This is a genomic window from Thiomicrorhabdus sp. Milos-T2, from assembly GCF_000702325.1.
In the GTDB taxonomy this organism is placed as follows: Bacteria; Pseudomonadota; Gammaproteobacteria; order Thiomicrospirales; family Thiomicrospiraceae; genus Thiomicrorhabdus.
This window is the reverse complement of record NZ_KL370891.1, coordinates 2173967-2198918: the sequence shown is the minus strand read 5'-3', so window position 1 is coordinate 2198918 and position 24952 is coordinate 2173967. Positions and strand designations below refer to the sequence as shown.

17 protein-coding genes are annotated in these 24952 nt (G+C 39.4%); 3 read left to right on the top strand and 14 right to left on the bottom strand.

Going from position 1 to position 24952, the window contains the following annotated elements; translation table 11 throughout:
* Window positions 1–75: 75 nt before the first annotated feature.
* The 4 genes from BS34_RS0109920 to BS34_RS0109905 form a co-directional block, all read right to left on the bottom strand.
* Window positions 76–984, bottom strand: coding sequence for a patatin-like phospholipase family protein (locus BS34_RS0109920; protein ID WP_029408363.1), 909 nt, complete (start codon window positions 982–984; stop codon window positions 76–78).
* 67 nt (window positions 985–1051) lie between these two features.
* Complete coding sequence (gene pgm, locus BS34_RS0109915; RefSeq protein WP_029408362.1) at window positions 1052–2692, bottom strand: phosphoglucomutase (alpha-D-glucose-1,6-bisphosphate-dependent); 1641 nt, start codon at window positions 2690–2692, stop codon at window positions 1052–1054.
* Window positions 2693–2948: 256 nt separating this feature from the next.
* Complete coding sequence (locus BS34_RS0109910; RefSeq protein WP_051640610.1) at window positions 2949–4103, bottom strand: IS4 family transposase; 1155 nt, start codon at window positions 4101–4103, stop codon at window positions 2949–2951.
* Between the two features lie 425 nt (window positions 4104–4528).
* A complete protein-coding gene (locus BS34_RS0109905) occupies window positions 4529–5566 on the bottom strand; it encodes a YeiH family protein (protein ID WP_029408361.1) in 1038 nt (345 codons plus the stop codon).
* Window positions 5567–5682: 116 nt separating this feature from the next.
* Here BS34_RS0109905 and BS34_RS0109900 point away from each other — a divergent pair, with 116 nt between their 5' ends.
* Window positions 5683–6552 carry a LysR substrate-binding domain-containing protein gene (locus BS34_RS0109900; protein WP_051640790.1) on the top strand — a complete coding sequence of 290 codons (870 nt, stop codon included), beginning with the start codon at window positions 5683–5685 and terminating at the stop codon, window positions 6550–6552.
* A 68-nt stretch (window positions 6553–6620) separates the two neighbouring features.
* On the opposite strand, the gene BS34_RS0109895 is transcribed toward BS34_RS0109900, so the two are convergent.
* From BS34_RS0109895 to BS34_RS0109875, 5 genes are all read right to left on the bottom strand, one after another.
* On the bottom strand, window positions 6621–8225 hold the full coding sequence (locus BS34_RS0109895) for an FMN-binding glutamate synthase family protein (protein WP_029408359.1): 1605 nt from the start codon (window positions 8223–8225) through the stop codon (window positions 6621–6623).
* Between the two features lie 46 nt (window positions 8226–8271).
* Window positions 8272–9609 (bottom strand): APC family permease, encoded by a 1338-nt coding sequence (locus tag BS34_RS0109890; RefSeq protein ID WP_029408358.1) that lies wholly within the window; start codon window positions 9607–9609, stop codon window positions 8272–8274.
* Window positions 9610–10588: 979 nt separating this feature from the next.
* The gene (locus tag BS34_RS0109885; protein WP_029408357.1) at window positions 10589–11194 is read right to left on the bottom strand and encodes a DUF4326 domain-containing protein; all 606 of its coding nucleotides are present in this window, start codon (window positions 11192–11194) and stop codon (window positions 10589–10591) included.
* 1 nt (window position 11195) lies between these two features.
* Window positions 11196–11636, bottom strand: a complete 441-nt coding sequence (locus tag BS34_RS0109880) for a DUF488 domain-containing protein (RefSeq protein ID WP_029408356.1) — start codon at window positions 11634–11636, stop codon at window positions 11196–11198.
* A gap of 12 nt (window positions 11637–11648) precedes the next feature.
* Window positions 11649–12269 (bottom strand): dual OB domain-containing protein, encoded by a 621-nt coding sequence (locus tag BS34_RS0109875; RefSeq protein WP_029408355.1) that lies wholly within the window; start codon window positions 12267–12269, stop codon window positions 11649–11651.
* Between the two features lie 604 nt (window positions 12270–12873).
* Here BS34_RS0109875 and BS34_RS12870 point away from each other — a divergent pair.
* The gene (locus BS34_RS12870; RefSeq protein ID WP_233993188.1) at window positions 12874–13032 is read left to right on the top strand and encodes a phage integrase N-terminal SAM-like domain-containing protein; all 159 of its coding nucleotides are present in this window, start codon (window positions 12874–12876) and stop codon (window positions 13030–13032) included.
* Window positions 13033–13363: 331 nt separating this feature from the next.
* On the top strand, window positions 13364–14542 hold the full coding sequence (locus tag BS34_RS0109855; protein WP_029408353.1) for a Fic family protein: 1179 nt from the start codon (window positions 13364–13366) through the stop codon (window positions 14540–14542).
* Between the two features lie 139 nt (window positions 14543–14681).
* Here BS34_RS0109855 and BS34_RS0109850 read toward each other — a convergent pair whose 3' ends face one another.
* The 5 genes from BS34_RS0109850 to gpmI form a co-directional block, all read right to left on the bottom strand.
* The gene (locus BS34_RS0109850; RefSeq protein WP_029408352.1) at window positions 14682–16091 is read right to left on the bottom strand and encodes an FAD-dependent oxidoreductase; all 1410 of its coding nucleotides are present in this window, start codon (window positions 16089–16091) and stop codon (window positions 14682–14684) included.
* Window positions 16092–16114: 23 nt separating this feature from the next.
* A complete protein-coding gene (gltB, locus tag BS34_RS0109845) occupies window positions 16115–20605 on the bottom strand; it encodes a glutamate synthase large subunit (RefSeq protein ID WP_029408351.1) in 4491 nt (1496 codons plus the stop codon).
* 199 nt (window positions 20606–20804) lie between these two features.
* On the bottom strand, window positions 20805–21575 hold the full coding sequence (locus BS34_RS0109840; RefSeq protein WP_233993187.1) for an endonuclease/exonuclease/phosphatase family protein: 771 nt from the start codon (window positions 21573–21575) through the stop codon (window positions 20805–20807).
* A complete protein-coding gene (cls, locus tag BS34_RS0109835) occupies window positions 21559–22965 on the bottom strand; it encodes a cardiolipin synthase (protein ID WP_029408349.1) in 1407 nt (468 codons plus the stop codon). Before cls ends, BS34_RS0109840 begins: the two co-directional genes overlap by 17 nt.
* A 402-nt stretch (window positions 22966–23367) precedes the next feature.
* On the bottom strand, window positions 23368–24948 hold the full coding sequence (gene gpmI, locus BS34_RS0109830) for a 2,3-bisphosphoglycerate-independent phosphoglycerate mutase (RefSeq protein WP_029408348.1): 1581 nt from the start codon (window positions 24946–24948) through the stop codon (window positions 23368–23370).
* Window positions 24949–24952: the final 4 nt, after the last annotated feature.

Below are 24952 nucleotides of genomic sequence, written 5' to 3'. Positions count from 1 at the left end.
CAACAAATCTTATTAAAAGCGCATAGAAAATAGGGCACTATTTTCAAGAGTTTTACTGGGTAATGCAAGCGATTTTTAATCTGAGTGTTGTTGGCTCCCTAAGGTTTGTTGGGCGGTGTCATAACCGAGTTTTACCATTTTTTCAATCAGGGTAAATTCCAACATTCCACAGGCATTTCTGGGAATCTCTATAAGAATATCGGGTGGATAAACGGCCAGTTGCTGGCGGGCAATGCTGCTTTGCATACTGTCAAAAGCTTTGTTACTTATGTCGTAAACGTCCCAATCAAAGGGTTGGTTTAAGGCCTGTTTTTCAGAACTAAAAAAGGTTTTGAGATTAGGAATCCATTCATTAACGTCAGTTAACCAGTGGTTGCTCTCTTTGTTTTGTGAGGGAGCGATGCTTACAGAGGGTTTTGGTTTTGCGCCAAGGTTAACGGCAATGGTGATATCGCTATCTTGACCAAAGCTCGGGGCAATGGGTACGGGGTTGAGAACACCGCCATCAATTAAGGTTAGGCCTTTATATTGTACTGGGGTAAAAATCATCGGCAATGAGTATGAGGCTCGCATGGCTTCTAGCAAGTCTCCAGATTGTAACCAAACTTCTTTTTCATTGTTGATATCTGTCGCAACCGCCGTGAAGGGGATGGGGAGTTCTTCAATTTTGGGTGTGCCAATTAAGTCTTTTAAGACCGCTTGGAGTTTGTCACCTTTAATTAATCCCTTACGATCCCAAGCAATATCAAACAGCGCTAAAAGATCAGACTTTGAAAGTTGACTCAGCCAGCGCTCAAAGTCGTCTAATTTCCCTGTAGCATAAAGACCACCAATTAATGCGCCAATTGAACTGCCTGAGATAGATTGAATTTGGTAGTGATGCTCTTTTAGCCAGCGAATAATACCAATATGTGCCAGACCACGCGCACCACCACTACCTAAAACCAATGAAATTTTTTTAGCTTCAATGCTGGGTTTTTTCATTTGACCAGGCCTGGTAGTTCGTAGTTGAAGTGCGCAAAGGTCTTTAAATACGGTTTATAAATGCGGTTTATTTTAAAGCGTCAGCAACAATGGCTTTGGCTTCTTCTAAAATGGCATCTAGGTGAGTCTGATCTTTAAAGCTTTCGGCATAAATTTTATAGATATCTTCCGTACCTGATGGACGAGCTGCAAACCAACCGTTTTCAGTGGTAATTTTTAAGCCACCAATTGCCGCACCATTACCTGGTGCGTGTGTGAGTTTAGCGGTAATTGCTTCACCTGCTAAGGTGTCAGCTTTGACCATTTCTGGCGAAAGGTTACTTAAAATCGCTTTTTGTTCACGGTTTGCTGGAGCATCAATACGACTGTAAATTGGGTTGCCGTATTTTTCAGTCAGTTCTTGATAAAGCTCACCCGGATCTTTGCCCATAACAGCGGTAATTTCTGCGGCTAATAGGTTCAAGATAATACCGTCTTTATCGGTACTCCAAGGTCCACCGTCAAAACGTAAAAATGAAGCACCGGCAGATTCTTCACCACCAAAACCAAATTCGCCGGTTTGTAAACCATCTACAAACCATTTAAAACCAACGGGAACTTCATTTAAATTAAGCTGCATATCGGCCGCTACACGGTCAATCATTGAGCTAGATACCAGTGTTTTACCAACAGCGGCATTAGCAGGCCAGTTAGGACGATGACTAAATAAGTATTGAATGACCACCGCTAAATAATGGTTAGGGTTCATTAAACCAACCGATTTGGTCACAATTCCATGACGGTCAACGTCTGGATCGTTACCAAACGCTAAATCGTAGTTGTCTTTTAAATCAATTAAGCCTGCCATCGCATAAGGTGAAGAGCAGTCCATACGGATTTTGCCATCTTTATCAACATGCATAAATGAGAAAGTCGCATCCACTTGTGGGTTGATAATTTCTAAATTTAAACCGTAATGTTCTGCAATAGGCTGCCAAAAATCAACCGCTGCACCGCCCATTGGATCAATCGCTAGTTTTAAGCCCGCTTCTTTAATCGCTTGCATATTGACAACCTTATCTAGGTTTTCAACATAAGGGGTGATTAAATCGGTTGGGGTAACACGTTCTGAACTCATCGCTTCGTTGAGCGAGAGTTGTTTTACTTCGGCCATGTTATTGTTGATGATAGCGTTCGCACGGTTTTGAATCCATGTTGTTGCTTCGGTATCAGCAGGGCCTCCGGTTGGCGGGTTGTATTTAAAGCCTCCATCTTGAGGAGGGTTGTGAGATGGCGTAATAATGACACCATCAGCAAGCCCACCTTGACGACCTTCGTTATAACTTAATATGGCGTTAGAAATTACTGGAGTGGGTGTATATCGACCATTTGATTGAATAATGACATTGACACCGTTGGCGGCAAAAACTTCAATAGCGGTAGCGTGTGCCGCTTCGGATAACGCGTGAGTATCCATACCAATAAACATTGGACCCACTGTGCCCTGTAAACGACGGTATTTAACAATAGCTTGGCAGATAGCCCCAATGTGGTTTTCATTAAAAGTGGCTTTGCTTGAACAACCACGGTGTCCACTGGTTCCAAAACTGACTGCTTGATCAGGGTTACTTGCATCAGGCGTTAAGTTGTAATAATCCACCATGAGTAGAGGGATATTTTCTAAAAGAGTGTAAGGTGCTTTTTTACCAGCGTACGGAGAGTTTGCCATGCTATTCTCACTTTAAAAAGTTAAAAGATTGTGTCCATATATTACGTGTTTTTAGGCAACTATGTGACCGAAATGAGATAAAAAGTTGATTGAAATTAATGTTGGTAATAAATTCGTTGTAAAGTTGGTTGTTAAGTTATTTTTTTAAGCTAGTTTATGAATATCGTTTTGAATATAGTTAAAAAAAATTGATTTAATAATATTGGAACTACCAGGCCTGGCACTAGTGTCCGGAATAATATTTCAGTACCACAATTCATATACCAGCCTCCCATAGCGGAAGTTGGTATTTCTTAAACTCTTCCCGTTGTTGTTTTCGCCTAAAGTATTCACTCTGCTGAATAGGTCTTTCAAACAACCCATGAGCAAGCCGCCAAAACGTTACTCTCAACGGTTCTGCTGACTTATTTTTCATCTGTTCAAGCTTAATCAATAGATACACAATAAGGGCTGATAGCACTTGGATACGAACAGCATTACTGTTTTGGCCAATGAAGCTTTTGATTTTGAGGTGTTGTTTAATCCATTTAAAAAATAATTCAATTTGCCAGCGTTGCTTGTATAGATGGGCAATCTCTTGAGCTGAACGCTCGAAGTCATTGGTAATCAATACCAATTCACCTTTATTATCGTCACGTTTGACAACAACACGGCGCATCTGGAATTGACCAAGACGTTTTTTCTGGCTTGAACCACTAAACTCAATGCATTGGTCTTCAAGAATATGAGGGGCTTTTTCATCGAGTTCGTAGGATTGTATGACGGTAATTGCCGCTCTTTTTTTCAAACGACAGACCAGCTGGATTTTTTGGTCATTGAGCTTTTTCCACCAGAGGTAGTCTAAGTACCCTTTATCCATCACATAGGTTGAACCTGGTTCTAAATTCCACTCTCGTGCTTGAGTAATATCAGGAATATTGGCCTGTGTGATTTCAAAACAAACAGGGACTTGGTTGGATAGTTCTAGTTGCATATGCAGCTTAAAGCCTGTGACTCGAGAACCTTGTACTGCCCAGTCAAAACCTTTACCGAGCAGTTGAATTGGAGAAGAGTCTATTAGATAGGTAAAAGCGTGGAGTTCTTTTCGTAATTGTCGATTCACACCAGCCATGAGTTGTTGGCAAAGTGCTTGGTAGACATCAGCAGAGCGTTTACGGTTTGCTTCAGATAATGTGCTGCGTTTCAGCTCTTTTACGCCTAAGTGGTAGTGGTGAGAGGATTGGGCGTTAAACCCTTCAACCAACTGGCGTAATGATTTAGTGCCACTAAGTTGTGCGTACATCATCGCGACTAATTGATTCCAGCTACTAAACCCTTTGGCGTGTTTATCGGTTTGATATTGATGAACAAGTGATTGAAAAGTGGTACGAATGGGTTTTAAAAATTGGGCAAATCGGGTAGAGTTAAACATAGCCGTAATCTCATTGTTTTTGAAGTCTATTTCGTGGTGGAAATACTTCTATCCTAGGAGTTACGGCTTTTTTGTCAAGGCTTTTAATATTTATTCCGGACACTAGTGCCAGGCCTGGTAAGTTAGCTAGGGTGATACCCTTTTTGATCTTAAAGTGACCTTATTTAATTAGAGAGCCTGGTTGAAAACATCAAATGGTCCTGCACGGTTTTTGGCGAACCTTTTGGTATATGTTAGTAAGCGTAATAGAGAAACGTATAAAACCAAAGTTAAAATTGTATTAAAAATGGTTTATACGCAAATTCTAGGTTTTACCAGGCCTGGTAATTAGGGTATTCATCTCAGCATACTGCATAAGGTAAATCGTTATAGCTTAAATGACTTCTGCTTAAAGAATATCTGATTGAATCAGAGTTTTTTTTAGACTAAATCCCAAGTAATTTAACCAAAAAGTAACCACCAATAATCAGAATAACAAACAATATAGCCGCCAAAATAAATGCTTTTCCACCGACTTGTTTCATTTTACTGAATTGAGTTTCCATCCCTAAAGCGACCATTGCCATAGTTAATAAAAACGTATCTAAATGATGAATAGAATTGACGACATCTTTTGGTAATAGGTGTAATGAATTAAATGCAGCTACGGCTAAAAAAGCAATGGCAAACCAAGGAATTGCGGCCACAAAAGAGGATTTTTTGTTTTCATTTTCAGTGTTTTTACGAGACATTAACCAGCTGACTACTAATATTGCTGGCACAATCATTAGAACCCTAGTCATTTTTTCAATGACCGCATAGTCTTGCGCATTTTGCGGTAAGATGCTTGAAGCCCCGACCACTTGAGCGACTTCGTGAATAGTGGCACCAAAATAAAGTCCTTTTGCTTCATTGCCTAATTGAAACAGATGCATATCATTTAGGATTGGATATAAAAACATTGATAAGGTTCCAAAAACAACTACCGTGGCAACAGCAGCAGATGTTTGGTGGCCTTGGGCTTTGGTTGCAGGTTCCATTGCCAATACCGCTGCCGCACCACAAATAGCACTACCTGCCGAAGTAAGTAATGCGGTTTCTGAATCCATTTTTAAAACATTAGTACCAATAATATAGCCAACTGACAAAATGGTTGTTATGACCAATGCGGCTAATAAAATTCCCTGCCAACCGATAGAAGCGATTTCTTGTAATGTAATAGAAAAACCATAAAGAATAATCGCCAAACGTAAGATCTTACGTGCTGAGAAGCTAATTCCAGAATGCCATTCAAGTGGTATATGTTGATGTAATGTATTGCCGTAGATTGCGCCAAGCAAAATTCCAACAATTAACGGGCTTAAACCTAGTTGAGTGATAAATCCTGTTTGAGCAATGGAGTGAGCGGCAATCGCAAATAATGCGACCAGTAAGATACCTTTTAAAGCGTCTCCTGTTGGGAATGACAGAGCAGATAAATTCATGACTTTTCTCGTTAAATTTTTAGTGATGTTGTTAATGAATGGATATTGAGTTACATTTTAGAAGAGTCTGTATATAATTAAATCTTATTTATTTATATATAATATCGGAATTTCTGATGATTAAGGCCAACTACCTTCTCACCTTTGCTAAGGTGGCAGAATTAAAAAATATTTCACTCGCCGCTGAAGCCTTACACCGCTCTCAACCAGCAGTATCAGGTCAGTTAAAAAGCTTACAAGAATCATTTTCTGAACCATTGTATGTGCGTAAAGGCACAGGGGTGGAGTTAACCGAGTTAGGGCTATCTTTATTACCTTATGCACAGCGTCAAACCAAACTATTAATTGATGCAGAAACATTTCGTTCTCAGATAGAAAATGATAATGTCGTGACCTTAAAAATAGGTGCTTCAACTACTATAGCCAATTACTCTTTACCAAGATTAATTGCCCAATTTCATAAAAATTATCCAATGATAAAAGTGGATGTTTTGGTGGGAAATACTCAAAAAGTTTTAAATAATATCACTACTTTAGATGCTGCTTTTGTAGAGGGGCGGGTGCGTGGCATAAAAAATACTGGTTATTACTCCATAACTTGGCAACAAGATGAACTGATTGTCATTATGCCGCAAAATCATCCATTAACAGGTGTTGAGCAAATAACGCTTAAATCGTTAATAGAATATCAAATAATACTAAGAGAACCAGGTTCTGGTACACGAGAAATGATTGAATTGGCGTTTAAACAGAAACTTGATTTTGAAATTGATCCTGTAATCGAGCTTTACAGCACCGAATCAATAAAAGAATCTGTAAGAGTTGGTTTAGGTATTGCCTTAGTATCAAAGCAGGCGATAGAAACCTTACCCCCAACTATTGAATGGCGTGACCTTGCCGAAGAAGACAGGATTATTAGGCCACTGTCCTTGTTATTACCTGAGCTAGGCCATAATACTCATTGGATTCGTGCGTTTATTCGCTGAATTTAATAAAATTGCAGGCCTGGTAATTATGGTTTGTATTGTTTTAAAGAAAATAAAAACAGCCTATCTCACCAGTGAGATGGCGAAGCAAGTGACCATGATTTTGTCCAGTTAATAGGCACGGTAGCTTCATTGAGCAAACAACCTTTTTCTAAACAGGGAAATATTTCTGCATAGGTTTTGACTTCCGTTGCACTGACCCTTCGATTAAGATCCTTAGCTTGTATTTCAGTTGGGCTTGATAAACCAATAGCCGCGGTTATTTCCGTTAAATTTTTGATTAATTTGGCTTGGTAGCTAGCGACTCGTTCTCCTTTGATTTCAATATCTAAGGCTTTATAACGACTTGGGTCTTGAGTGGCGATGCCTGTTGGACATTTATTGGTGTTACAGCTTCTTGATTGAATGCAGCCCAGCGCAAACATCATACCGCGTGCAGAATTAACCGTATCTGCACCTAAGGCTAATAATCTAAAAACATGAAAAGCTGAAAATGCTTTACCTGAAGCAATTAAACGAATCTCATCTTTAAGGCCAAACCCGACTAATGTAGAGTGCACGATATTCAGGGCATCTCTTAAAGGTGTACCAACGGAATTGGTAAATTCAATTGGCGCCGCACCGGTGCCACCTTCGCCGCCATCTACGGTAATAAAGTCAGGTTTAATGCCTGTTTTAAGCATCGCTTTACAGATAGCAATAAATTCTTCTGGTTTTCCTAAGCTTAGTTTAAAGCCGATGGGTTTACCTTGCGATAACTCTCTAAGTTGCTGTATAAATTCTAATAGCTCAATAGGGGTTGAAAATGCACTATGACCTGGTGGCGATTCAACATCTTCACCCAATTTTACATTACGTATTTGGGCGATTTCAGGTGTCACTTTAGCCGCAGGTAATATGCCGCCATGCCCAGGTTTTGCACCTTGAGAAAGCTTGATTTCAATCATTTTGACATTTGGATGACAGGCGTTTTTTACAAATAGCTCGGGGTTAAAATCTCCGCTATGGGTTCGGCATGAGAAATAACCGGTGCCAATTTGCCAAACTAAATCTCCATTCTCTTGCAAATGGTGCGGTGATAAACCACCTTCTCCAGTGTTATGAAAAAAACCACCTATCTTTGCACCTCTGTTTAAGGCGAGTATGGCATGACGACTTAAAGCGCCATAACTCATAGCTGAGATATTAAAGATTGCGGATTCATAAGGTTGTAAACAAGCGGAGCCACCAAAACGTATTCTGCAGGCCTCGTGTTTGGCTTGCTTAGGCTGCTTGGCCTGTTTAGGTGCTAAAGAGTGATTAACCCATTCATACCCGACTCTATAAACATCAAATTGGGTTCCAAAGGGGCGTGTGTCTCGCATACCTTTAGCACGTTCATAAATTAACGAGCGAAACTCTCTACTGACGGGAGAGCCATTAATATTATCTTCCACAAAATACTGTTGCATCTCTGGCCGAATGGATTCAAATAAATATCTTAAATGCCCTATAACAGGGTATAAACGCAGTATGGTGTGAGTTTTTTGGGTTATGTCGTATAGGCCTAAACCTACAATGGGAAGAATAAAAACATAAACCCACAAAGCTCCTGACCAAACCCAAGATAGAAGGTAAATAAAGAGTATAGAAAACGCAGAAACCCATAAAAATAATTGTTTAACGTTTGGCATGTCTACTCCAATATATGGTGTTTTTAAGGAAGTTTACGCTTAGATTTTACCTCATTCCATCGTAGGGTCGATGAAATAGGTGTTTGCGAACCAATATGCCATACAACGCTTCAAACATAACAGAAGCCAATATAAAGCAGATAAAAACAATAATCGCATTAGGATTCTTTTGATAAGTATTCACAAGTAAAACCGCTAAAGCCCCAAAACTGACGATACTTGCTAGTAATACAATGAATTTATTAGCATTGATTTGATGACGTAAACGATAGGCCGCTATGTTTACAATAAAGAACACCAGTAAAAAGCTTGCACTACCAATAATAGCAATCTCTTCTAAACTAATGGTATTGGCAATAGTTAGGCTAAAAACTGCAGTAAGAATTGCACCCATAAAAGGGATATTTCTTTTCTCAGAATCCATTATTTTAGGCAATTCACCTTTAATAGCGAGAATGTAAGCTAGCCGAGAATTGCCATAAATAGTGGCATTAATGGCTGAAAAGGTCGCCAATAATGCAGCAATGGATACAAGAATAAATCCAAAAGAACCTAGAGCAGGTTTTGCAGCTACAGCTAAAGCATAATCTTTAGCCGTTATTAGCTCACTTTCAGGTACGGTTCCCACCGTAATTAACGCAATTAAAACATACAAGACAACCACTAAAATAACCGAACCATAAAAGGCTCTAGGTAGGTTTTTATTGGGGTTTTTAATGTCTTCAGAAGCATTAGCAATGAGCTCAAATCCTTCATAGGCTACGAAGATAATCATACCGGCAATGACAATAGATAACGGGCTTTCCCAGTATTCATAGGATAAACGTTCAACATCAACAAATGAGGCACTAGCTGCAATCACAATAATTAATAAAGCCACTTTTATCACCACAATAATGGTTTCGGACTTTCCTACAAATGACGCACTAACAAGATTTATGGCTAAGGGCAGAAGAATTGCAAAACTAATAAAGAGGTGATTGAGTAACCATGCATTTAATTCAATTCCCGAGTCGCCTTTAAAAAAGGTTTGCGCATAAGAAGAAAAAGCCACTGCATATAAAGATATGGTCACCAAATAACTGAGCCAAAGGAGTAAATTCATTGAACCCGATAACAAGTTATGATTAAACGCCTTGTCTACAAAGGTGACTGTACCGCCTTGGCTTTGGAACTTAACCGATAATTTTGCATACGAATAAGAGGTTAATAATGCCACAATGCCCGCAAACAAAAATGCGATAGCCGTTGCCCCATTAGCAAGCGATACTGCCTCACCTAAAACCGCAAATATACCACCACCAACCATGCCTCCAATACCAATAGAAATTGCACCTAACAGACCAATCGTTCTGGCTTTTTCATGGTGGTTTTGATCTGACATAGTTACCCTTTAATATTGAATAGTTCTTAAAAACGAGAGTTCGACTTTATGAAAAATAATCATACTCTAAAATAGGCATAATACGATGAAGATAAAGATAAATTTCATCCTTTTAGGGTTTGTATTATCAATTTAATTAAAGTAACCAGGCCTGGTAACTCTAGAAAAAGGGTAGCGTCCCTAAATTTCAGGCCTGGTAGCTTCTGTTTTAAGGTTTGATTTGTCTCAGCTATTGAGAAGCCTTTACGAATATTGATAGACCTTTCATTTCGACGATAAGGCTACCCCTTCCTTTCTTTGCTTGCCCAAAGAAAGGAAGCAAAGAAAAGGCACCCCGCTGACAAAATTGATTTTACTAAGCTTGTCTGCTGAAATTCCCATAACTCGCTTCGCTCAAACAATGGGAATTTTTAACCGCATCCTACGCTAAGTAAAAGAGCAATTTCTTACAGAGGGGAGGCTTTTCTACGTTAATTCATCATTTCTTTAGTTGTTTTTATCGTGGGTTGCGGATATTACCAGGCCTGGTAAATTGATTTTTTAATAGATGAAGCAAACCACAAACGCCAAGGTTCCCCTTGGAATAAATTGTGCAGAGTTCTTAACGAAGTGAACGTTTAAAAACTTCAGCTGTTTGAGTACCCCAAGGGCATTTCCTACGGGGCACCAGCGAGTTCTGAAGTTTCAGTGAACAAGTTTAGAACTTGCCAATTTATGGAGTGGGGTGCCCTTTTTGTGGTTACTATTTTTAGGCAAGTAAAAATAGTAACGGGAAGCCTGAATGATAATTTCAAAGGTATATAAATATTAAAAAGGCTTCTCAATCGCAAAGATTAATCATACCTACCAGGCCTGGTAACTTTATAGAAAAGGGTAACGTCCCTATATTCCGTTGATTCTTTTTGATTCTTTTCAGCCATAACATTTAAGCTAACCGGCCGCGCATTAGCGCGGTCAGGTTTAGGGCATTGTTAAGTTATTACTTTCCGTCGTCCCATGAATTTAAAAAATCAGCCAATACATCTCCATGACAGGCTTGTGGTTTACAGAAACAACCAAGTCTTTTCCCTGCAAGTTTATAGACTTCTGATTTTTCTTTATTTGGGAATTTTTCAAAATCAAAGTCATATTTGTATTTTCTAATAACTTCATTTCGGTCGTCTCCTTCCTCATACATTGAATAAGGGTTCCCCCAATATGAACCACGGCCAATGTATTCATAATTAGGTGTACTTTTTTGATTTTTATATTCAGGTTTATCTTTAATATTAATTACACGGGTAAGTTCAATTTTTATTTGGCGAAGGGGGACGTTATTTTCTTTTAATAGTCTTGTCTCTTTGGGGAATTCCTCCCCATCATCAAAAATTATTGAGTGGGTTATATTATCAATGTTCCAGGTTTCAAGTTGAGTTGCAGAATTTATAAATTGGCTCTGCTCAGAGAGTTTTTTAACAAACCCATTAGGGTCGTCTAAATACACTAACGTAACATTTTTAAGCTGCGAAACTATCCGTTCAATTTTACGTTGAAACTTTGAATAGCAATTAAAGATTTTAGGATAGAGAACTAGGACATTATTCATCTTAGTATAAATGTTTTACTTTTAAGTCTAGGTCAGAGTTTTCATTTAAATAATCTACCACTAAACGTCTGTGGCATAAGTGAGGTTCATGTTCACTACATAATAAACAACCATGTTCAAGTATGGTTGGCTTGACAATTTTTTCAATATTTCGTTGAGCCATTAAGTTAAGAAATTTGTCTTCATAAATTTCCCAAGACATGTTTCCTTTTTTGTACGCATTTAGTATTTCTTTTGTTGGTGCTAATTCTGGTGTATGGATATATTCAGCACCACATAGTTCCTTAAGAAAGAATTTTAAATCATCTCTTTTAGCAAAGCCTGCAAGTTGAGAAATATTGTTCAACCGCACATCAAGTAATGTTTTTACATTTTCTTGTTTGATAAAACCAAAAAAGGTTTCGGCATTTTTTTTGGTAAATCCAATTGTGTAAATATCCATTGATAACCTTCCTTAAAAAATTGTTGCGATTAGCTTAAAACAATAACCTTCAAACTCTTCTCCTAAGCTAATACACAAAATATTTTTTAGCTCCGGAGAGTTTGAGATTATATTGTCAAAATTAGGATCCGTAACTGCAAGCTCATAATTTGAACCGTTGTAAATAAAACATGCTCTTCTTTTGTTATAGTTATTGACGAACAAATACAATTCTTCTACTTTAATTAAATAAAGAGATTGTTGTATTGATAACTGACCTGATTGGATTAAATGAAAATTGACTCTATCACCTGTTCCCCAAATATCACTAGGCTTATCTAAGTAATTTACTAGTTCATTTTCATCAATTCGATAATTTTGTTGCCAAGTCGAACCATCTATTAAATAGTTTTCTGGTTGATTTATTAACGGGACGTGTCTTGCAATACCTATAGTTACTTTTTGAAGTGGTTTTACATTGAATTTACCGTGTGGGTTTTGACATTTCGCTTGCTCATGCGTCAGTTCACAACCTTGTTCATCTGATACAGGTCTAACCCAATGATAATGATGAGTATTTACAGTCTTTCCAGCAACACAGTGTTGGTGATGCTTTACGGAGTTTGCAAGTATAACTATTTGATGATTACTCAAAATATCTCCTTAGCCTAAAGCTTGATTGGCCTTTTTAGGTTTTGTTGTATTTGCACCCACACGCTCCGCATGAACATTGTATCCAACCACAATTAGCGCAAATGCCAAAATCGGTAGAACTAAGATTTTCCGCACAACGAAAACAATGAGTTACTCTGAGCCTTTTCCGGGCTTGTGCGTAGGGTTGAAGCAGTTTGCTGCATTTGGTTCTGCTGAGTTTTCGGTCCGCGGATAGATTTCTTCGAATAATGGCCTTTTTAAACGGTGAGGATTTGTTTCGCTCAATAATATACAACCGAACCAAATCGCTCGTCTCTGCAGCTTGGACAAGCGGGTCAAATATCAAAAAACCCAACTTCGGGTTGTGGCCAACCCAATATTCCTTATCGTCTACTTCAAACTTCAACATTGCGGAAACCTAACATTTATTATCAGGCAATTTTGCCTGTTTATTGGTTATTAAATATCTTTCATGTCAAATTAGCAGATTATTTTGCTTATTTGTCTATGTGACAGGTTATGCTCTATTATCTTAATTATCTGTCATTACGAAAGGTTTAACTTTATAAATAATACATTAATAAAGCCTATGTTGCTAGATGAAATGCGTAGTAAATTGCGTCGTGAAGGTTATGCGTATTCTACCGAGAATAGTTATTGTGATTGGGTAAAGCGATTTGTGAAGTTTCATGGTTTTTTGGACAGAGAGTCGATGTTGATTGAATCAATGGGGGGATTATTTAGTGTTGCACTTGATTCTTGAATACAAGGCGTCCCCAATTTCTATTTCTCTTAAAACAATAAAAAACCCGCTAAGGAAATCCTTGCGGGTTTTTTAATTGGCCTATTGAAAATCAATAGGCCTGGTTAGTTTGGAAAAAACTTAAACTTCTAAATAATCCAACATCCCTTCTGCTGCGGTACGACCTTGTGCAATCGCTTCAACCACTAAGCTTGAACCACGAACCATATCACCATTTAGTAAGTATTTTATAAACGGCAAGAGAATCGGCAAAAAATAGGTTTGCACGCGCTAGTTAGTGGGTTTAATATATTGATTTATATATAAATAAAAACGGCAAGAGAATCGGCAAATGAATGAGTTAACTCCTTTTATACCTAATGAAAATGCAAAGGGATATCCTGAGTTGTTAAAACGCTTGGAGGCTTTGCATGTTGCTAGTTATTCGCTTAGTGCTGGGTTGCATCCTTGCGTGTTAGAGGAGGTTGCCAAAGGCATTGCTTTGGTTAATAACTATTATTCTAATTTAATTGAAAGTGAAGGGACGCATCCTGCAGATATATCTAGAGCGATGAATAGAGATTTCTCCAGTGAACTCGATAACCAAAAAAAACAGCGTTTAGCTCTAGCTTACCGCGAGGCACAGGAATTTGTTTTGCATGCTGAGGAAAGTGTTGACTTTGCACATTCTGAAAATCTTAAAATGATTCATGAGGCGTTTTATGGCGCTGCTGATTTATTGCCTGAACAATTATGTGTTACAGACATTAAAGGTGTACAGCATCAAATTATTCCTGGTGAATTTAGAATTTTAGATGTTGAAGTTGGTTTACATTTGGCACCAGCTCCCTCGGATATTCCTAGATTGCTAAATGACTTCTATCTAAATTATCGGGTGTTATCTTCTGATTTGGTTCTTATTAAGATGATGAAAGCGTTTGCAGCACATCATCGCTATATGTATATTCACCCTTTTTTAGATGGAAATGGCCGTACAGGAAGGTTACTAACCGATGCAATGCTTAAGCAGGCTTTGCCAGAGAGCTATGGTTTGTGGTCGTTGTCGCGTGGCTTGGCAAGGAACAATGAAAAATATAAGCAATTCTTGGCTAGGGCGGACCAAAAACGACAAGGAAATATAGACGGCCGTGGTTTACGGAGTGAATCGGGGTTAGTTGAGTTTATTAGATTTATGACTGAGACAGCTCTTGATCAAGCTGAATATATGAAGAACATGTTAAAGCTTGATCGATTGCATGATCGGTTACAAAAATATGTGGACTATAGCGAAGAGTCGATACCAAATGAATATAAAGCGATATTACCAGTAATGCTGATTTCTGGAGAAGTAAAAAAAGCAGAGTTACCAGGTTTGTGGGGGTGCTCAGAAAGAAAGGCGAGAGACATCGCCAAGCAGCTTAAATTATTGGGGTTAATTGACGATGCAAGTAAGTTTGCACCTTATCGCTTATGTTTGAACAGTAAGATGTTGAGCTTTGTTTTCCCTGGTTTGGTACCCGTTAAGAATTGAATTTGTTAGTAAGTTATTTAACAATAAAAAACCCGCTAAGGACATCCTTGCGGGTTTATTAGTTTCAGGCTTATAAATTACCAGGCCTGGTATTCCCTGTGGCCTTTTCTGAAAATTGAGCACAGGGTAATTCAGAGAATTAAACTTCTAAATAATCCAACATCCCTTCTGCTGCGGTACGACCTTCTGCAATGGCTTCAACTACTAAGCTTGAACCTCGCACCATATCACCACCCGCAAAGATTTTTGGGTTAGTGGTTTGGAAAGGGTATAGAGAGGTTTTAGATGCTACAACGCCATTCCAGTTATTGACTTCGATATCGTAGTCCTTAAACCACGCAGGTGGATTTGGTTGGAAACCGAATGCAACGATAACCGCGTCACAGTCAATAACACGTTCTGAACCTTCAACCATCTCAGCACGACGACGACCGTTTTCATCTGGCTCACCCATGCGTGTTTCGATGACTTTGAGTCCCACGACTTTACCGTCACCAATCACTTCAACAGGCGCTAGGTTAAACAGGAACTCGACACCTTCTTCTTTAGCGTTTTGTACTTCGGCACGTGAACCGGGCATGTTAGCTTCATCACGACGATATACACAATAAACGTTATCGGCACCTTGACGAATTGAAGTACGTGTGCAGTCCATAGTTGTGTCACCACCACCAAGAACAACGACTTTTTTACCGGCCATGCTAACGAAAGGTTCAGGCGTTTGTTCCATAGCAAGTTCGTGTTTAACGTTACCAATTAGGAAGTCTAGGGCTTTGTAAACACCAGGAAGGTCTTCTCCAGGGAAGCGTCCTGCCAATGGCTTGTAAGTTCCCATCCCTAGGAATACAGCGTCATAGTCATCAACCAAAGTTTGCATTGAGATGTCTTTACCCACTTCAGTATTGACGTGGAACTCAATCCCCATTTCTTCTAGTATTTGACGACGACGAACAACAATGTCTTTGTCTAGCTTAAATTGTGGAATACCGAAGGTTAATAGACCACCAATTTCCGGTTGTTTTTCAAATACAACAGGTTTTACACCATTACGGATTAAGATGTCGGCCGCTGCAATACCGGCAGGACCACCACCAATAATAGCGACTTTTTTATCTGTCATTGGGATATTAGAAATATCAGGTTTCCAACCTGCAGCAAACGCAGTATCGGTAATGAATTTTTCAATTTGACCAATTGTTACCGAACCAAAGTTGGTGTCTTCCAAAGTACACGCTTGTTCACATAGTCTGTCTTGTGGGCAGATACGACCACACATTTCAGGAAGCGAGTTAGATTTATGGGAAATTTCTGCGGCTTCCATTACGTTACCTTCGGCAACCAGTTTTAACCAGTTGGGAATGTAGTTGTGGACTGGGCAAGCCCATTCGCAATATGGATTACCACAATGCAAACAACGGTCTGCCTGAGCCATAGCATCTTCTAGTTTGAACTCTGAATAGATTTCAGTGAACTCTTTATTTCTTTGGTTAGCCGCTTTCTTTTCAGGAAGCTGGCGGTTTAATTCTAAAAATTGTCTTGGATTTGGCATTTTTAAATTCCTTCCAGTTTCGCTTAGTCAGCTGCTTTTACAAATAAGTCGAAAAGATTGTCTATATCAATCGCTAAAGATTTAACTAACCAGAACTTGCCAATGTAAGCACTGAAGTTATCTAAAACTTCTTTACCCCAAGGACTGTTGGTTTTTTCAACATATTCAGTCAATAGGTTTTTTAGGTAAACACGGTAGGCTTCAGTATTTTCTGTGTCGATGTGAATTGCTTCAACCATTTCTGGGTTTAGGCGATCAGGCAGTGTACGTTCTTCATCAAGAATGAAAGCCATACCACCAGACATACCGGCACCAAAGTTAACACCTACTTCACCTAAACTCACAACCGTACCACCGGTCATGTATTCACAACCGTGGTCCCCTAAACCTTCAACCACTGCCACAGCACCAGAGTTACGAACACCAAAGCGTTCACCACCTGTACCATTGGCAAATAATTTACCGCCAGTTGCACCGTATAAACAAGTGTTACCAACAATAGGCGTCTCTTTAGGGTTAAACTTGCTGCCAGCTGGTGGACGAATAACAATTTCACCACCTGCCATACCTTTACCAACGTAGTCGTTAGCATCACCGTTTAGGTGAAGGTTTAGGCCGTCCACGTTAAACACACCAAACGACTGCCCAGCAATACCGGTTAGGTTTAGCGTGATTGGTGAATTTTTCATGCCATTGTTGCCATAACGTTCAGCAATTTCACCTGCAACACGCGCACCAATTGAACGGCCAGTGTTAACAAGATTAAAGTTGAATGAACCGCCGGTTTTAGCTTCAATAGCTGGTAGAGTGGTTTTTACCATCTCTTCTGCGATATCGCCATGATCCCAAGGGTTGTTACGCTTTACTTGAACGGTATGTGGTTTGTCCGCTGGAACACCACCATCTGAGATAAACGCAGATAAATCGATGTTTTTCTGTTTTTCAGTCAGCGGATTATCAATCATTTTTAATAGATCAACACGCCCAACAAGCTCTTTAAGTGAGCTCACACCTAATTTAGCCATCCACTCACGTGTTTCTTCAGCAACAAAGTGGAAGTAGTTCATAACCATTTCAGGCATACCAATAAAGTGTTCTTTACGTAAACGCTTATCTTGTGTTGCAACGCCTACTGCACAAGTATTTAAGTGACAAATACGTAGATATTTACAACCTAATGCCACCATAGGTACGGTACCAAAACCAAATGACTCTGCACCTAAGATTGCCGCTTTAACCACATCTAAACCAGTTTTTAAACCACCATCCGCTTGCACGATAACTTGACCACGAAGGTCATTAGCACGTAAAACTTGGTGGGTTTCTGCTAGACCCATTTCAAATGGATTACCTGCATATTTAACAGAAGTCATTGGTGATGCACCTGTACCACCGTCATAACCTGAGATAGTGATAAGGTCAGCATACGCTTTAGCAACACCTGCGGCGATGGTTCCCACACCCGGTTCAGCAACCAGTTTTACAGAGACTAATGCGTTAGGGTTAATCTGTTTTAAATCGTAGATTAGCTGAGCTAAATCTTCGATTGAGTAAATATCGTGATGTGGAGGAGGTGAGATTAACGTAACACCAGGTACTGAGTGACGTAATTTTGCAATCATCATGTCTACTTTGTGACCAGGAAGCTGTCCGCCTTCACCTGGTTTTGCACCTTGGGCAACCTTAATTTGTAGTACTTCTGCATTACGTAGGTAATGAGCCGTTACTCCAAAACGTCCAGAAGCAATTTGCTTAATTTTAGACATTCTTTCTGTGCCGTAACGAGCAGGATCTTCTGCTCCTTCACCCGAGTTAGAACGTGCGCCTAAACGGTTCATTGCGGTTGCGAGTGATTCGTGAGCTTCTGGAGATAGCGCTCCTAAAGAGATACCGGCAGAGTCAAAACGCTTAAAGATTGCTTCAACAGGCTCAACTTTATCGATATCAATCGATTGAATGCCCTCTTTAAAGGTAAATAAATCACGAATGGTCATTGCTGGACGATTGTTAACCAGTTCACGGAATTCGTTATATTTTATTTGATCATTTTTCTGTACGGCTTCACGAATGCTATTAACTACTTCAGGGTTAAAGGCATGGTATTCTCCACCGTGCACATATTTGAATAGACCACCTTGTTGTAAAGGCTTACGAGGATTAAATGCTTCCCATGCAAGACGACGCTGGTCTAGTTCAATATGCTCGTACTTAGTACCTTGAATACGTGAAGGGGTGCCTTTGAAACAAAGGTCAACAATATCTGCACTTAAACCAACGGCTTCAAATAACTGTGAACCACGGTAAGACGTAATTGTTGAAATACCCATTTTAGAAAGGATTTTAAATAACCCTTTGTTAATCGCTTTACGGTAGTTTTTAATGTAAAAGCTAACCGGTTTTTCAGCATCAAGCTCATTAGTGCGACGCATATCTTCAATGCTTTCGTAAGCCAGGTATGGGAATACTGCCGTTGCACCGTAACCGAATAACACCGCATAGTGATGAGGGTCACGGGTTGTAGCGGTTTGCACCACAATATTGGCTTCTGTACGTAACTCGTTTGCAATTAAGTGGTGGTGAACCGCACCGGTTGCCATCGCTGCAGGAATAGACGTTTTACCATTTTCAATTTCTAAATCGCTTAGTATCAGAATGGTTTTACCGGCTTTAACTTCCGCTTCTGCTTGTGCGCAAACCGCTTTAATAGCAGCTTCTAACCCTAATTCTTCATGGTTGTACTGTAGAGAAATCGTGCAATTTTCATAACCTGGCTCTTGTATATTTAAAAGCTTTTCCATCATTGATGGGCTTAACACCGGCGACTGAACTTCTAAACGTCTAGCGTGATCAGGTCCTTCTTCAAACATATTAAGTTCTTTACCAAAACAAGTGTTTAAAGACATAACGATGTTTTCACGCAGAGGATCAATCGGTGGGTTGGTGACCTGTGCGAACATTTGACGGAAGTAGTCAAATATTGAGCGGGCTTTGTGTGAGAAAACGGGTAGAGGAGCATCATCACCCATTGAAACAGTGGCTTCTTGACCTTCTTCAGCAAGAACACGAATAACCGCATCACGTTCTTCAAAAGTAACTTGGAAATACTTTTGGTAAATGTCCGCAGTATTGCTATCCCAATCTAATGTTTTTTCAGTTTGGTTTAGCTTCTCTTCAATGTGCATATAACCTTGATCCATCCACTGACGGTATGGCTTGGCGGTTTTTAGCTGATCATCAATATTTTCAGGTTTAATTAATGTACCGGCTTCTAAGTCAACAGCAATGACTTGGCCTGGTTTTAAGCGACCTTTTTCAACCACATCTTCAGGCTTGTAGTTATAAACTCCAATTTCAGACGCAAAAGTGATGTGGCGGTCTTTAGTAATAACATAACGAGTTGGACGAAGACCATTACGGTCAACACCACAAATTGCATATTTACCAGTGTTAATAACCATACCTGCTGGACCATCCCAAGGTTCCATATGCATTGAGTTATACTCTAAAAATGCTTTTTTATCGGCATCCATTGAAGGGATGTTTTGCCATGCAGGGGGTACAAGTAAACGTAACGCTTGGAAGATGTGCATATCGCCCATCATCAAGATTTCCATCATGTTATCTAATGAGTTTGAATCAGAACCTGACTGAGCAACTAATGGCTTTAATTCACCTAGTTCAGGAAGCAAAGGTGTTTCAAATTTCTTTTGACGAGCTAATGCCCAGTTACGGTTACCACGGATAGTATTTAACTCACCATTGTGCGCTAAGAAACGGAACGGTTGCGCTAATCGCCATTGTGGCGATGTATTGGTTGAGAAGCGCTGATGATATGAGATTGAGGACGAAGCAAACTCATCATTTTTAAGGTCAAGATAGAACTCAGGGAGTTCTTTAGGCATGACCAAACCTTTATAGGACAGCAGCTGACTGTTTAATGATGCAATATAGAAAGTGTCATCATTAGGTTCAATTTCCATTTCTGTTTTACGACGCGCAGTGAAAAGCGAACGGTTAAAGTCCGCTTCTGACATATCAGCAGGTGCATTAACAAAAATTTGTTCAATTACCGGTTCCATGCCTGCCGCTTGTGCTCCAAGCACTTCTGAACGAACAGGAACTTTACGCCAGCCAGCAACCGTTAAACCTTTATTGGTTAGACGAGCTTCTAAATATTCACGTGCAGCTTGTGCTTTGTCACTGTCTTGGTTTAAAAATACCATACCAGCCGCATAAATTTCAGCTAGTTCAAAACCTTCAGTAGCCGCAACAGAAGCTAAAAAGCTGGTTGGTTTTTTGATAAGAAGTCCGCAACCGTCACCTGTGCAACAGTCCGCAGCAACACCACCACGGTGAGTCATATTAGCAAGAGATTCAATCGCTGTTTGAACGACCCAGTGGCTTGGTTTGTTGTCCATGTTGGCAATCAAACCAAAACCACAGTTCTCCTTTTCAAACTCAGGAGAGTAAAGGCCTGTTAAATTAAGGCCGTGTGGGGATTGTATTGGGTTCATAATTTCCGTGTCCTGTCCGTCAAAAACGCTATTTTTTTAAAATAAGCTAAAACTTAACCCTTTGATAAACCTAGTTTTGAAGGAGTTTTAGCGCATTCAAAAAATAAAAATGGTGCGAGATTATACTTTATATATACATTTGGAATCAAATTGTACCACTGTTTTTAGAGCGCTTTTTTTCAAATTCTTGAGTGATAACTCAGTGATGAGTAAGACTAAAGGTCGCTACTAGAGGATTGTGGTCAGAGATTTCAGGTACTGATAAAACAACTGCGTCCCGCATACTTAAGTCACGATAAAAGATATAGTCTAGCGGATGACGGTTTAAGGTCTTGATGGCTCGGCTATCAGAAAAAACAACTTGTGATAGGTTTAACTGTTTGGTGGCTTTTAATAAGGTATTTAGACGCAATTTGTTCCAGGTATTAAAGTCGCCGCTGACTATTAATGGCCCCTGGGTAAGTTTTATATTATCCCATAATATGCGAAGCTCTGTTTTGAAAATATAATGAGGCACAAAATTAATAGCATGAATATTTACATGTGTCAGGGTTTGTCCATTATGTAAAGGATGCTTTGTGACTAATGCGGCCTTATGAGTCATCACACCAAGTTCACGATGTTGAGTAAGATGTTGTGAAAATGCTGATTGATAATAATTGGATGCTGTCACCACTCCATAAAATTGTTTTTTGGTTTCAATATTAGGTGTCATAAAGAAGGGCAAGTTAAAAAAGCGGTTTTGTTTGGGTTTTATAGCCGCTTCTTGTAACGAGAGTAAATGAACCTTAGGTATGGATAGTAATGTCTCAATTGGGCGGTGAATGTAATGTGAAAAATCCACTTTTTGCAAATTCCAGGTCAGTAAAGTAAAGCATTCTGGAAGTGTTTGCTGGCAATTGATTTGCGAAATAGGGGTTATTTTGGGTTTTAACATTAGAGACCAGGCCTGGTTAAAGTATTGGCGCAAAAATTCGGGTTAGATTCTCTAGTAATCTTTTGGTTCGACTAGTCTCTGAATTGTAGCCATCACTTTGCTCTAATTGTTTTTGTAGCCAAGTTAGTAGAGTCTTTATTAGCGTTTCTGAGTAGACAAAATTAACGATTTCATGGTTGATAAACAGCGAGCGATAGTCAAAATTTGCTGATCCTATAATGGCGAGGTCTTCATCAATAATGATGAGTTTTGAATGTAGCATATTGTTTTGAAATAGATAAATTTTTCCGCCAGCTTCAGCCAGCTCTCGCATGTAAGAGCTTCGGCCTAAATCAAAAATAAGGTGGTCTGAAGTTGCTGGCGTTAATAGAGTGACTTCAATGCCGCGTTTAACAGCAATGAGTAGTGCTTTCATGATGGCGTTATCGGGAATAAAATATGGCGTTACAATCAGTATTTGTTGTTTGGCAAAATATAAGCTGTTTAGTAACGACTCGTAAAGCGCATCTTCTTGAATGTCTGGCCCAGAAGGCACTACCTGCATCATTTCTCCTGTTCTTATTGAATTTGAGTGAAAAAGTTTTGGCCTAGTAAGTTTTTCTTGAGTGGTGTAAAACCAGTCATCATTAAAAAGGTTTTGATAGTGAAAGGTGATTGGTCCTTTTATTTCAAACATTAAATCTATCCAGCGTTGGGTTTGGTGTTTTTTTCTTTTTGGGCCTAGATAGTCATCAGATAGATTCATTCCACCGGTGAATAGGGTGGTTTGGTCAAATAAATAGATTTTACGATGATTTCTTAAGTTAGCTTGAGCGCTAAAGATAGATGACCACAAGGGTTGGAAAAAACGGTATTTTCCCCCTGCGGCTTTAAGTGCTTTAAGTTTTTTTTGATTAATGTAAAGATGAAATGAGCCTAAGGCATCAAGTAATAAACAAACTTCGACTCCTTGTTTGGCTTTTTTGATTAAGGCGTTAAGAATTTGTTGGCCTGTAGCATCAAGTTCAAAAATATAAGTTTCAATATGGATATGTTTTTGGGCTTGTTCTATAGCAGCTAAAAACGCTGTAAATGCCTCATTATCTTTTTCATAGACTAAGACTTGGTTGTTGTCTGAAGTGCCAGCAATGTTATTAGTTTGTAAGATACGGTTTAGTTGAATGGCTAGCTGATTTTTAGGTTGTACACTGGTACATGGTCGCATTTCAACCTTGGGTTTTATCGATTTTTTTAAAAATTTACGAGAGCTAAAAGCTAGGTATAGAAAGACACCAATATAAGGTAATAAAATTAAAGTTAATAGCCATGCCATAAGGTTTTGTGGAGATCTTCTCTGATAAAGCATGTGCAAAACAACGGATAAAACAAGCAGAATGTTTACGCTATAAAGCCAGAATAGTGGTTGAGAAACAGCTAAGCTCATAATAGTACTTTCCTGTTTGGCCAAATGAAATTGAGTCGAATGTTTAGAGACCTTTGCACGAGAGTATGCACGAGTAAAAATGGTTCTAGGTGCCCCTTGAGGGTAAAAATTCACCTGATTTTTGTTGTACCCCAAGGGCACTTCCGTTGGGCGACAACTAGCGAATAGCTAGCTATTCCCTAAGTTTCCCGCCGCAAACGAAGAACTCGACGCCCGAAGGGGTAAGTCGAGAATCAGGCAAATTCCCCCTCATTTTTCTTTCGCACCTATCTCGTGTTTATGCCCTTGGGTGCAAAGGTCTCAGAATAATTCTTAAGTTAAAAATTATCCAGTTGAAATTAAAAAAGGCTTGCAGAGAATCCTCTACAAGCCTTTTAACTAATTCTTCATGCAGTTTTGAGTTTAGTTTGATTCAGTAAGGCTTTTACCAGTCATCTCAACAGGTTGTTTAATACCCATTAAGTTTAGCATGGTCGGCATCACATCTGGTAAAGCTCCGCCGCTACGAAGGGTAACGTCTTTAGGGCCAAAGTAAACTAATGGAACAGGGCATGTTGTATGAGAAGTAAATGGCTTACCTGTTTCTGGGTCAACAAGCATTTCCATGTTTCCGTGATCCGCAGTAACAATCACCTGTCCGCCAGCTTTTTCGATAGCGGCAAGAATTTTGCCTAAGGCTTCATCAACCGCTTCAACCGCTTTAATACAAGCTTCAAAGTTACCCGTGTGTCCAACCATGTCTGGGTTAGCGATATTACAAATAAACGTATCGTATTTAGACGAGTCAATCGCGCCAACTAATTTTTCAGTTAATTCGCCTACACTCATTTCTGGCTTAAGGTCGTATGTGCGTACTTGTGGTGATGGTACCAAAATACGATCTTCTCCCAAATAAGGCGCTTCTAATCCACCGTTTAAAAAGAAGGTAACGTGTGCGTATTTCTCTGTTTCGGCTATGCGCAGTTGGCGTAACTTGTTTTTAGCAATGATTTCACCAAAGGTATTGATTAGTTTGGTTGGTCTGTAAGCGATGGTAGCGCCAAAATTTTCAAAGTTTTTATTGTATTCGGTTAAGGTGACAAACGCAGAAAGCATCGGGGTTTTGCAACGGTGAAATTCACCAAAATCAGGCATAATAAAAGCACTAGTTACTTGGCGCGCACGATCTGAACGATAGTTCATAAAGATGATTGAATCAGCATCTTTCACTTTTGCTTTTTTGCCTTTTTTGCTCAAAATAGCTGTTGCTTGAATGAATTCATCAGTTTCGCCACGTTTGTATGCCATTTCGACGGCTTGTTTTGCAGAATCTGCATTAAAATGGGCATCGCCACAGCAGATTAGGTTGTAAGCCTCCTGAATGCGTTCCCAGCGATTGTCTCGGTCTAGTGCAAAGAAACGTCCAATAACCGTAGCAATTCTGCAGTTACCACCAATTTCAGCAATATGGTTTTCAATGTCTTCGATATATTGCAGGGCGCTTTCTGGTGGTGTATCACGACCATCAGTAATGACGTGTAGGTAGGTTTTAGCGCCTCTGTCTACCGAAAGAGAAAGGGCTGCTTTGATGTGCTCAATATGTGAGTGAACACCACCGTCTGAAAGTAAACCTAAAATGTGAACGGGGTTTGAACGCTCGTTTGCTTTATCAATGGCGTTTAATAACGCATTGTTATTAAAGAAACGACCATCATCAATATCTTTTTGAATACGGGTTAATTCTTGATAAACCACACGGCCGGCACCTAGGTTCATGTGGCCAACTTCTGAATTTCCCATTTGACCTTGAGGTAAACCTACATCTAAACCAGAAGTATTGATTAAAGTATTTGGGTGATTTGCAACCAGTTTATCCCAATTTGGAGTGTTTGCTTGAGCAATTGCATTGTATTCTGTTTCTTCTCTGTAACCCCAGCCATCAAGTATTAATAGGCCTGTAGGTCGTTGTTCAATTTTGATTTTTGGTTTTAGTTCTTGTGACATTTTG

Excerpts from the sequence above, each read along its gene's own strand:
- gltB (WP_029408351.1), bottom strand. The coding sequence starts at position 20,605 with ATGAACCCAATACAATCCCCACACGGCCTTAATTTAACAGGCCTTTAC.
- BS34_RS0109850 (WP_029408352.1), bottom strand. The coding sequence starts at position 16,091 with ATGCCAAATCCAAGACAATTTTTAGAATTAAACCGCCAGCTTCCTGAA.
- cls (WP_029408349.1), bottom strand. The coding sequence starts at position 22,965 with ATGAGCTTAGCTGTTTCTCAACCACTATTCTGGCTTTATAGCGTAAAC.
- BS34_RS12870 (WP_233993188.1), top strand. The coding sequence starts at position 12,874 with ATGCGTAGTAAATTGCGTCGTGAAGGTTATGCGTATTCTACCGAGAAT.
- BS34_RS0109885 (WP_029408357.1), bottom strand. The coding sequence starts at position 11,194 with ATGAATAATGTCCTAGTTCTCTATCCTAAAATCTTTAATTGCTATTCA.
- BS34_RS0109905 (WP_029408361.1), bottom strand. The coding sequence starts at position 5,566 with ATGAATTTATCTGCTCTGTCATTCCCAACAGGAGACGCTTTAAAAGGT.
- pgm (WP_029408362.1), bottom strand. The coding sequence starts at position 2,692 with ATGGCAAACTCTCCGTACGCTGGTAAAAAAGCACCTTACACTCTTTTA.
- BS34_RS0109890 (WP_029408358.1), bottom strand. The coding sequence starts at position 9,609 with ATGTCAGATCAAAACCACCATGAAAAAGCCAGAACGATTGGTCTGTTA.
- BS34_RS0109920 (WP_029408363.1), bottom strand. The coding sequence starts at position 984 with ATGAAAAAACCCAGCATTGAAGCTAAAAAAATTTCATTGGTTTTAGGT.
- BS34_RS0109910 (WP_051640610.1), bottom strand. The coding sequence starts at position 4,103 with ATGTTTAACTCTACCCGATTTGCCCAATTTTTAAAACCCATTCGTACC.
- BS34_RS0109895 (WP_029408359.1), bottom strand. The coding sequence starts at position 8,225 with ATGCCAAACGTTAAACAATTATTTTTATGGGTTTCTGCGTTTTCTATA.
- BS34_RS0109880 (WP_029408356.1), bottom strand. The coding sequence starts at position 11,636 with ATGGATATTTACACAATTGGATTTACCAAAAAAAATGCCGAAACCTTT.
- BS34_RS0109855 (WP_029408353.1), top strand. The coding sequence starts at position 13,364 with ATGAATGAGTTAACTCCTTTTATACCTAATGAAAATGCAAAGGGATAT.
- BS34_RS0109900 (WP_051640790.1), top strand. The coding sequence starts at position 5,683 with ATGATTAAGGCCAACTACCTTCTCACCTTTGCTAAGGTGGCAGAATTA.
- gpmI (WP_029408348.1), bottom strand. The coding sequence starts at position 24,948 with ATGTCACAAGAACTAAAACCAAAAATCAAAATTGAACAACGACCTACA.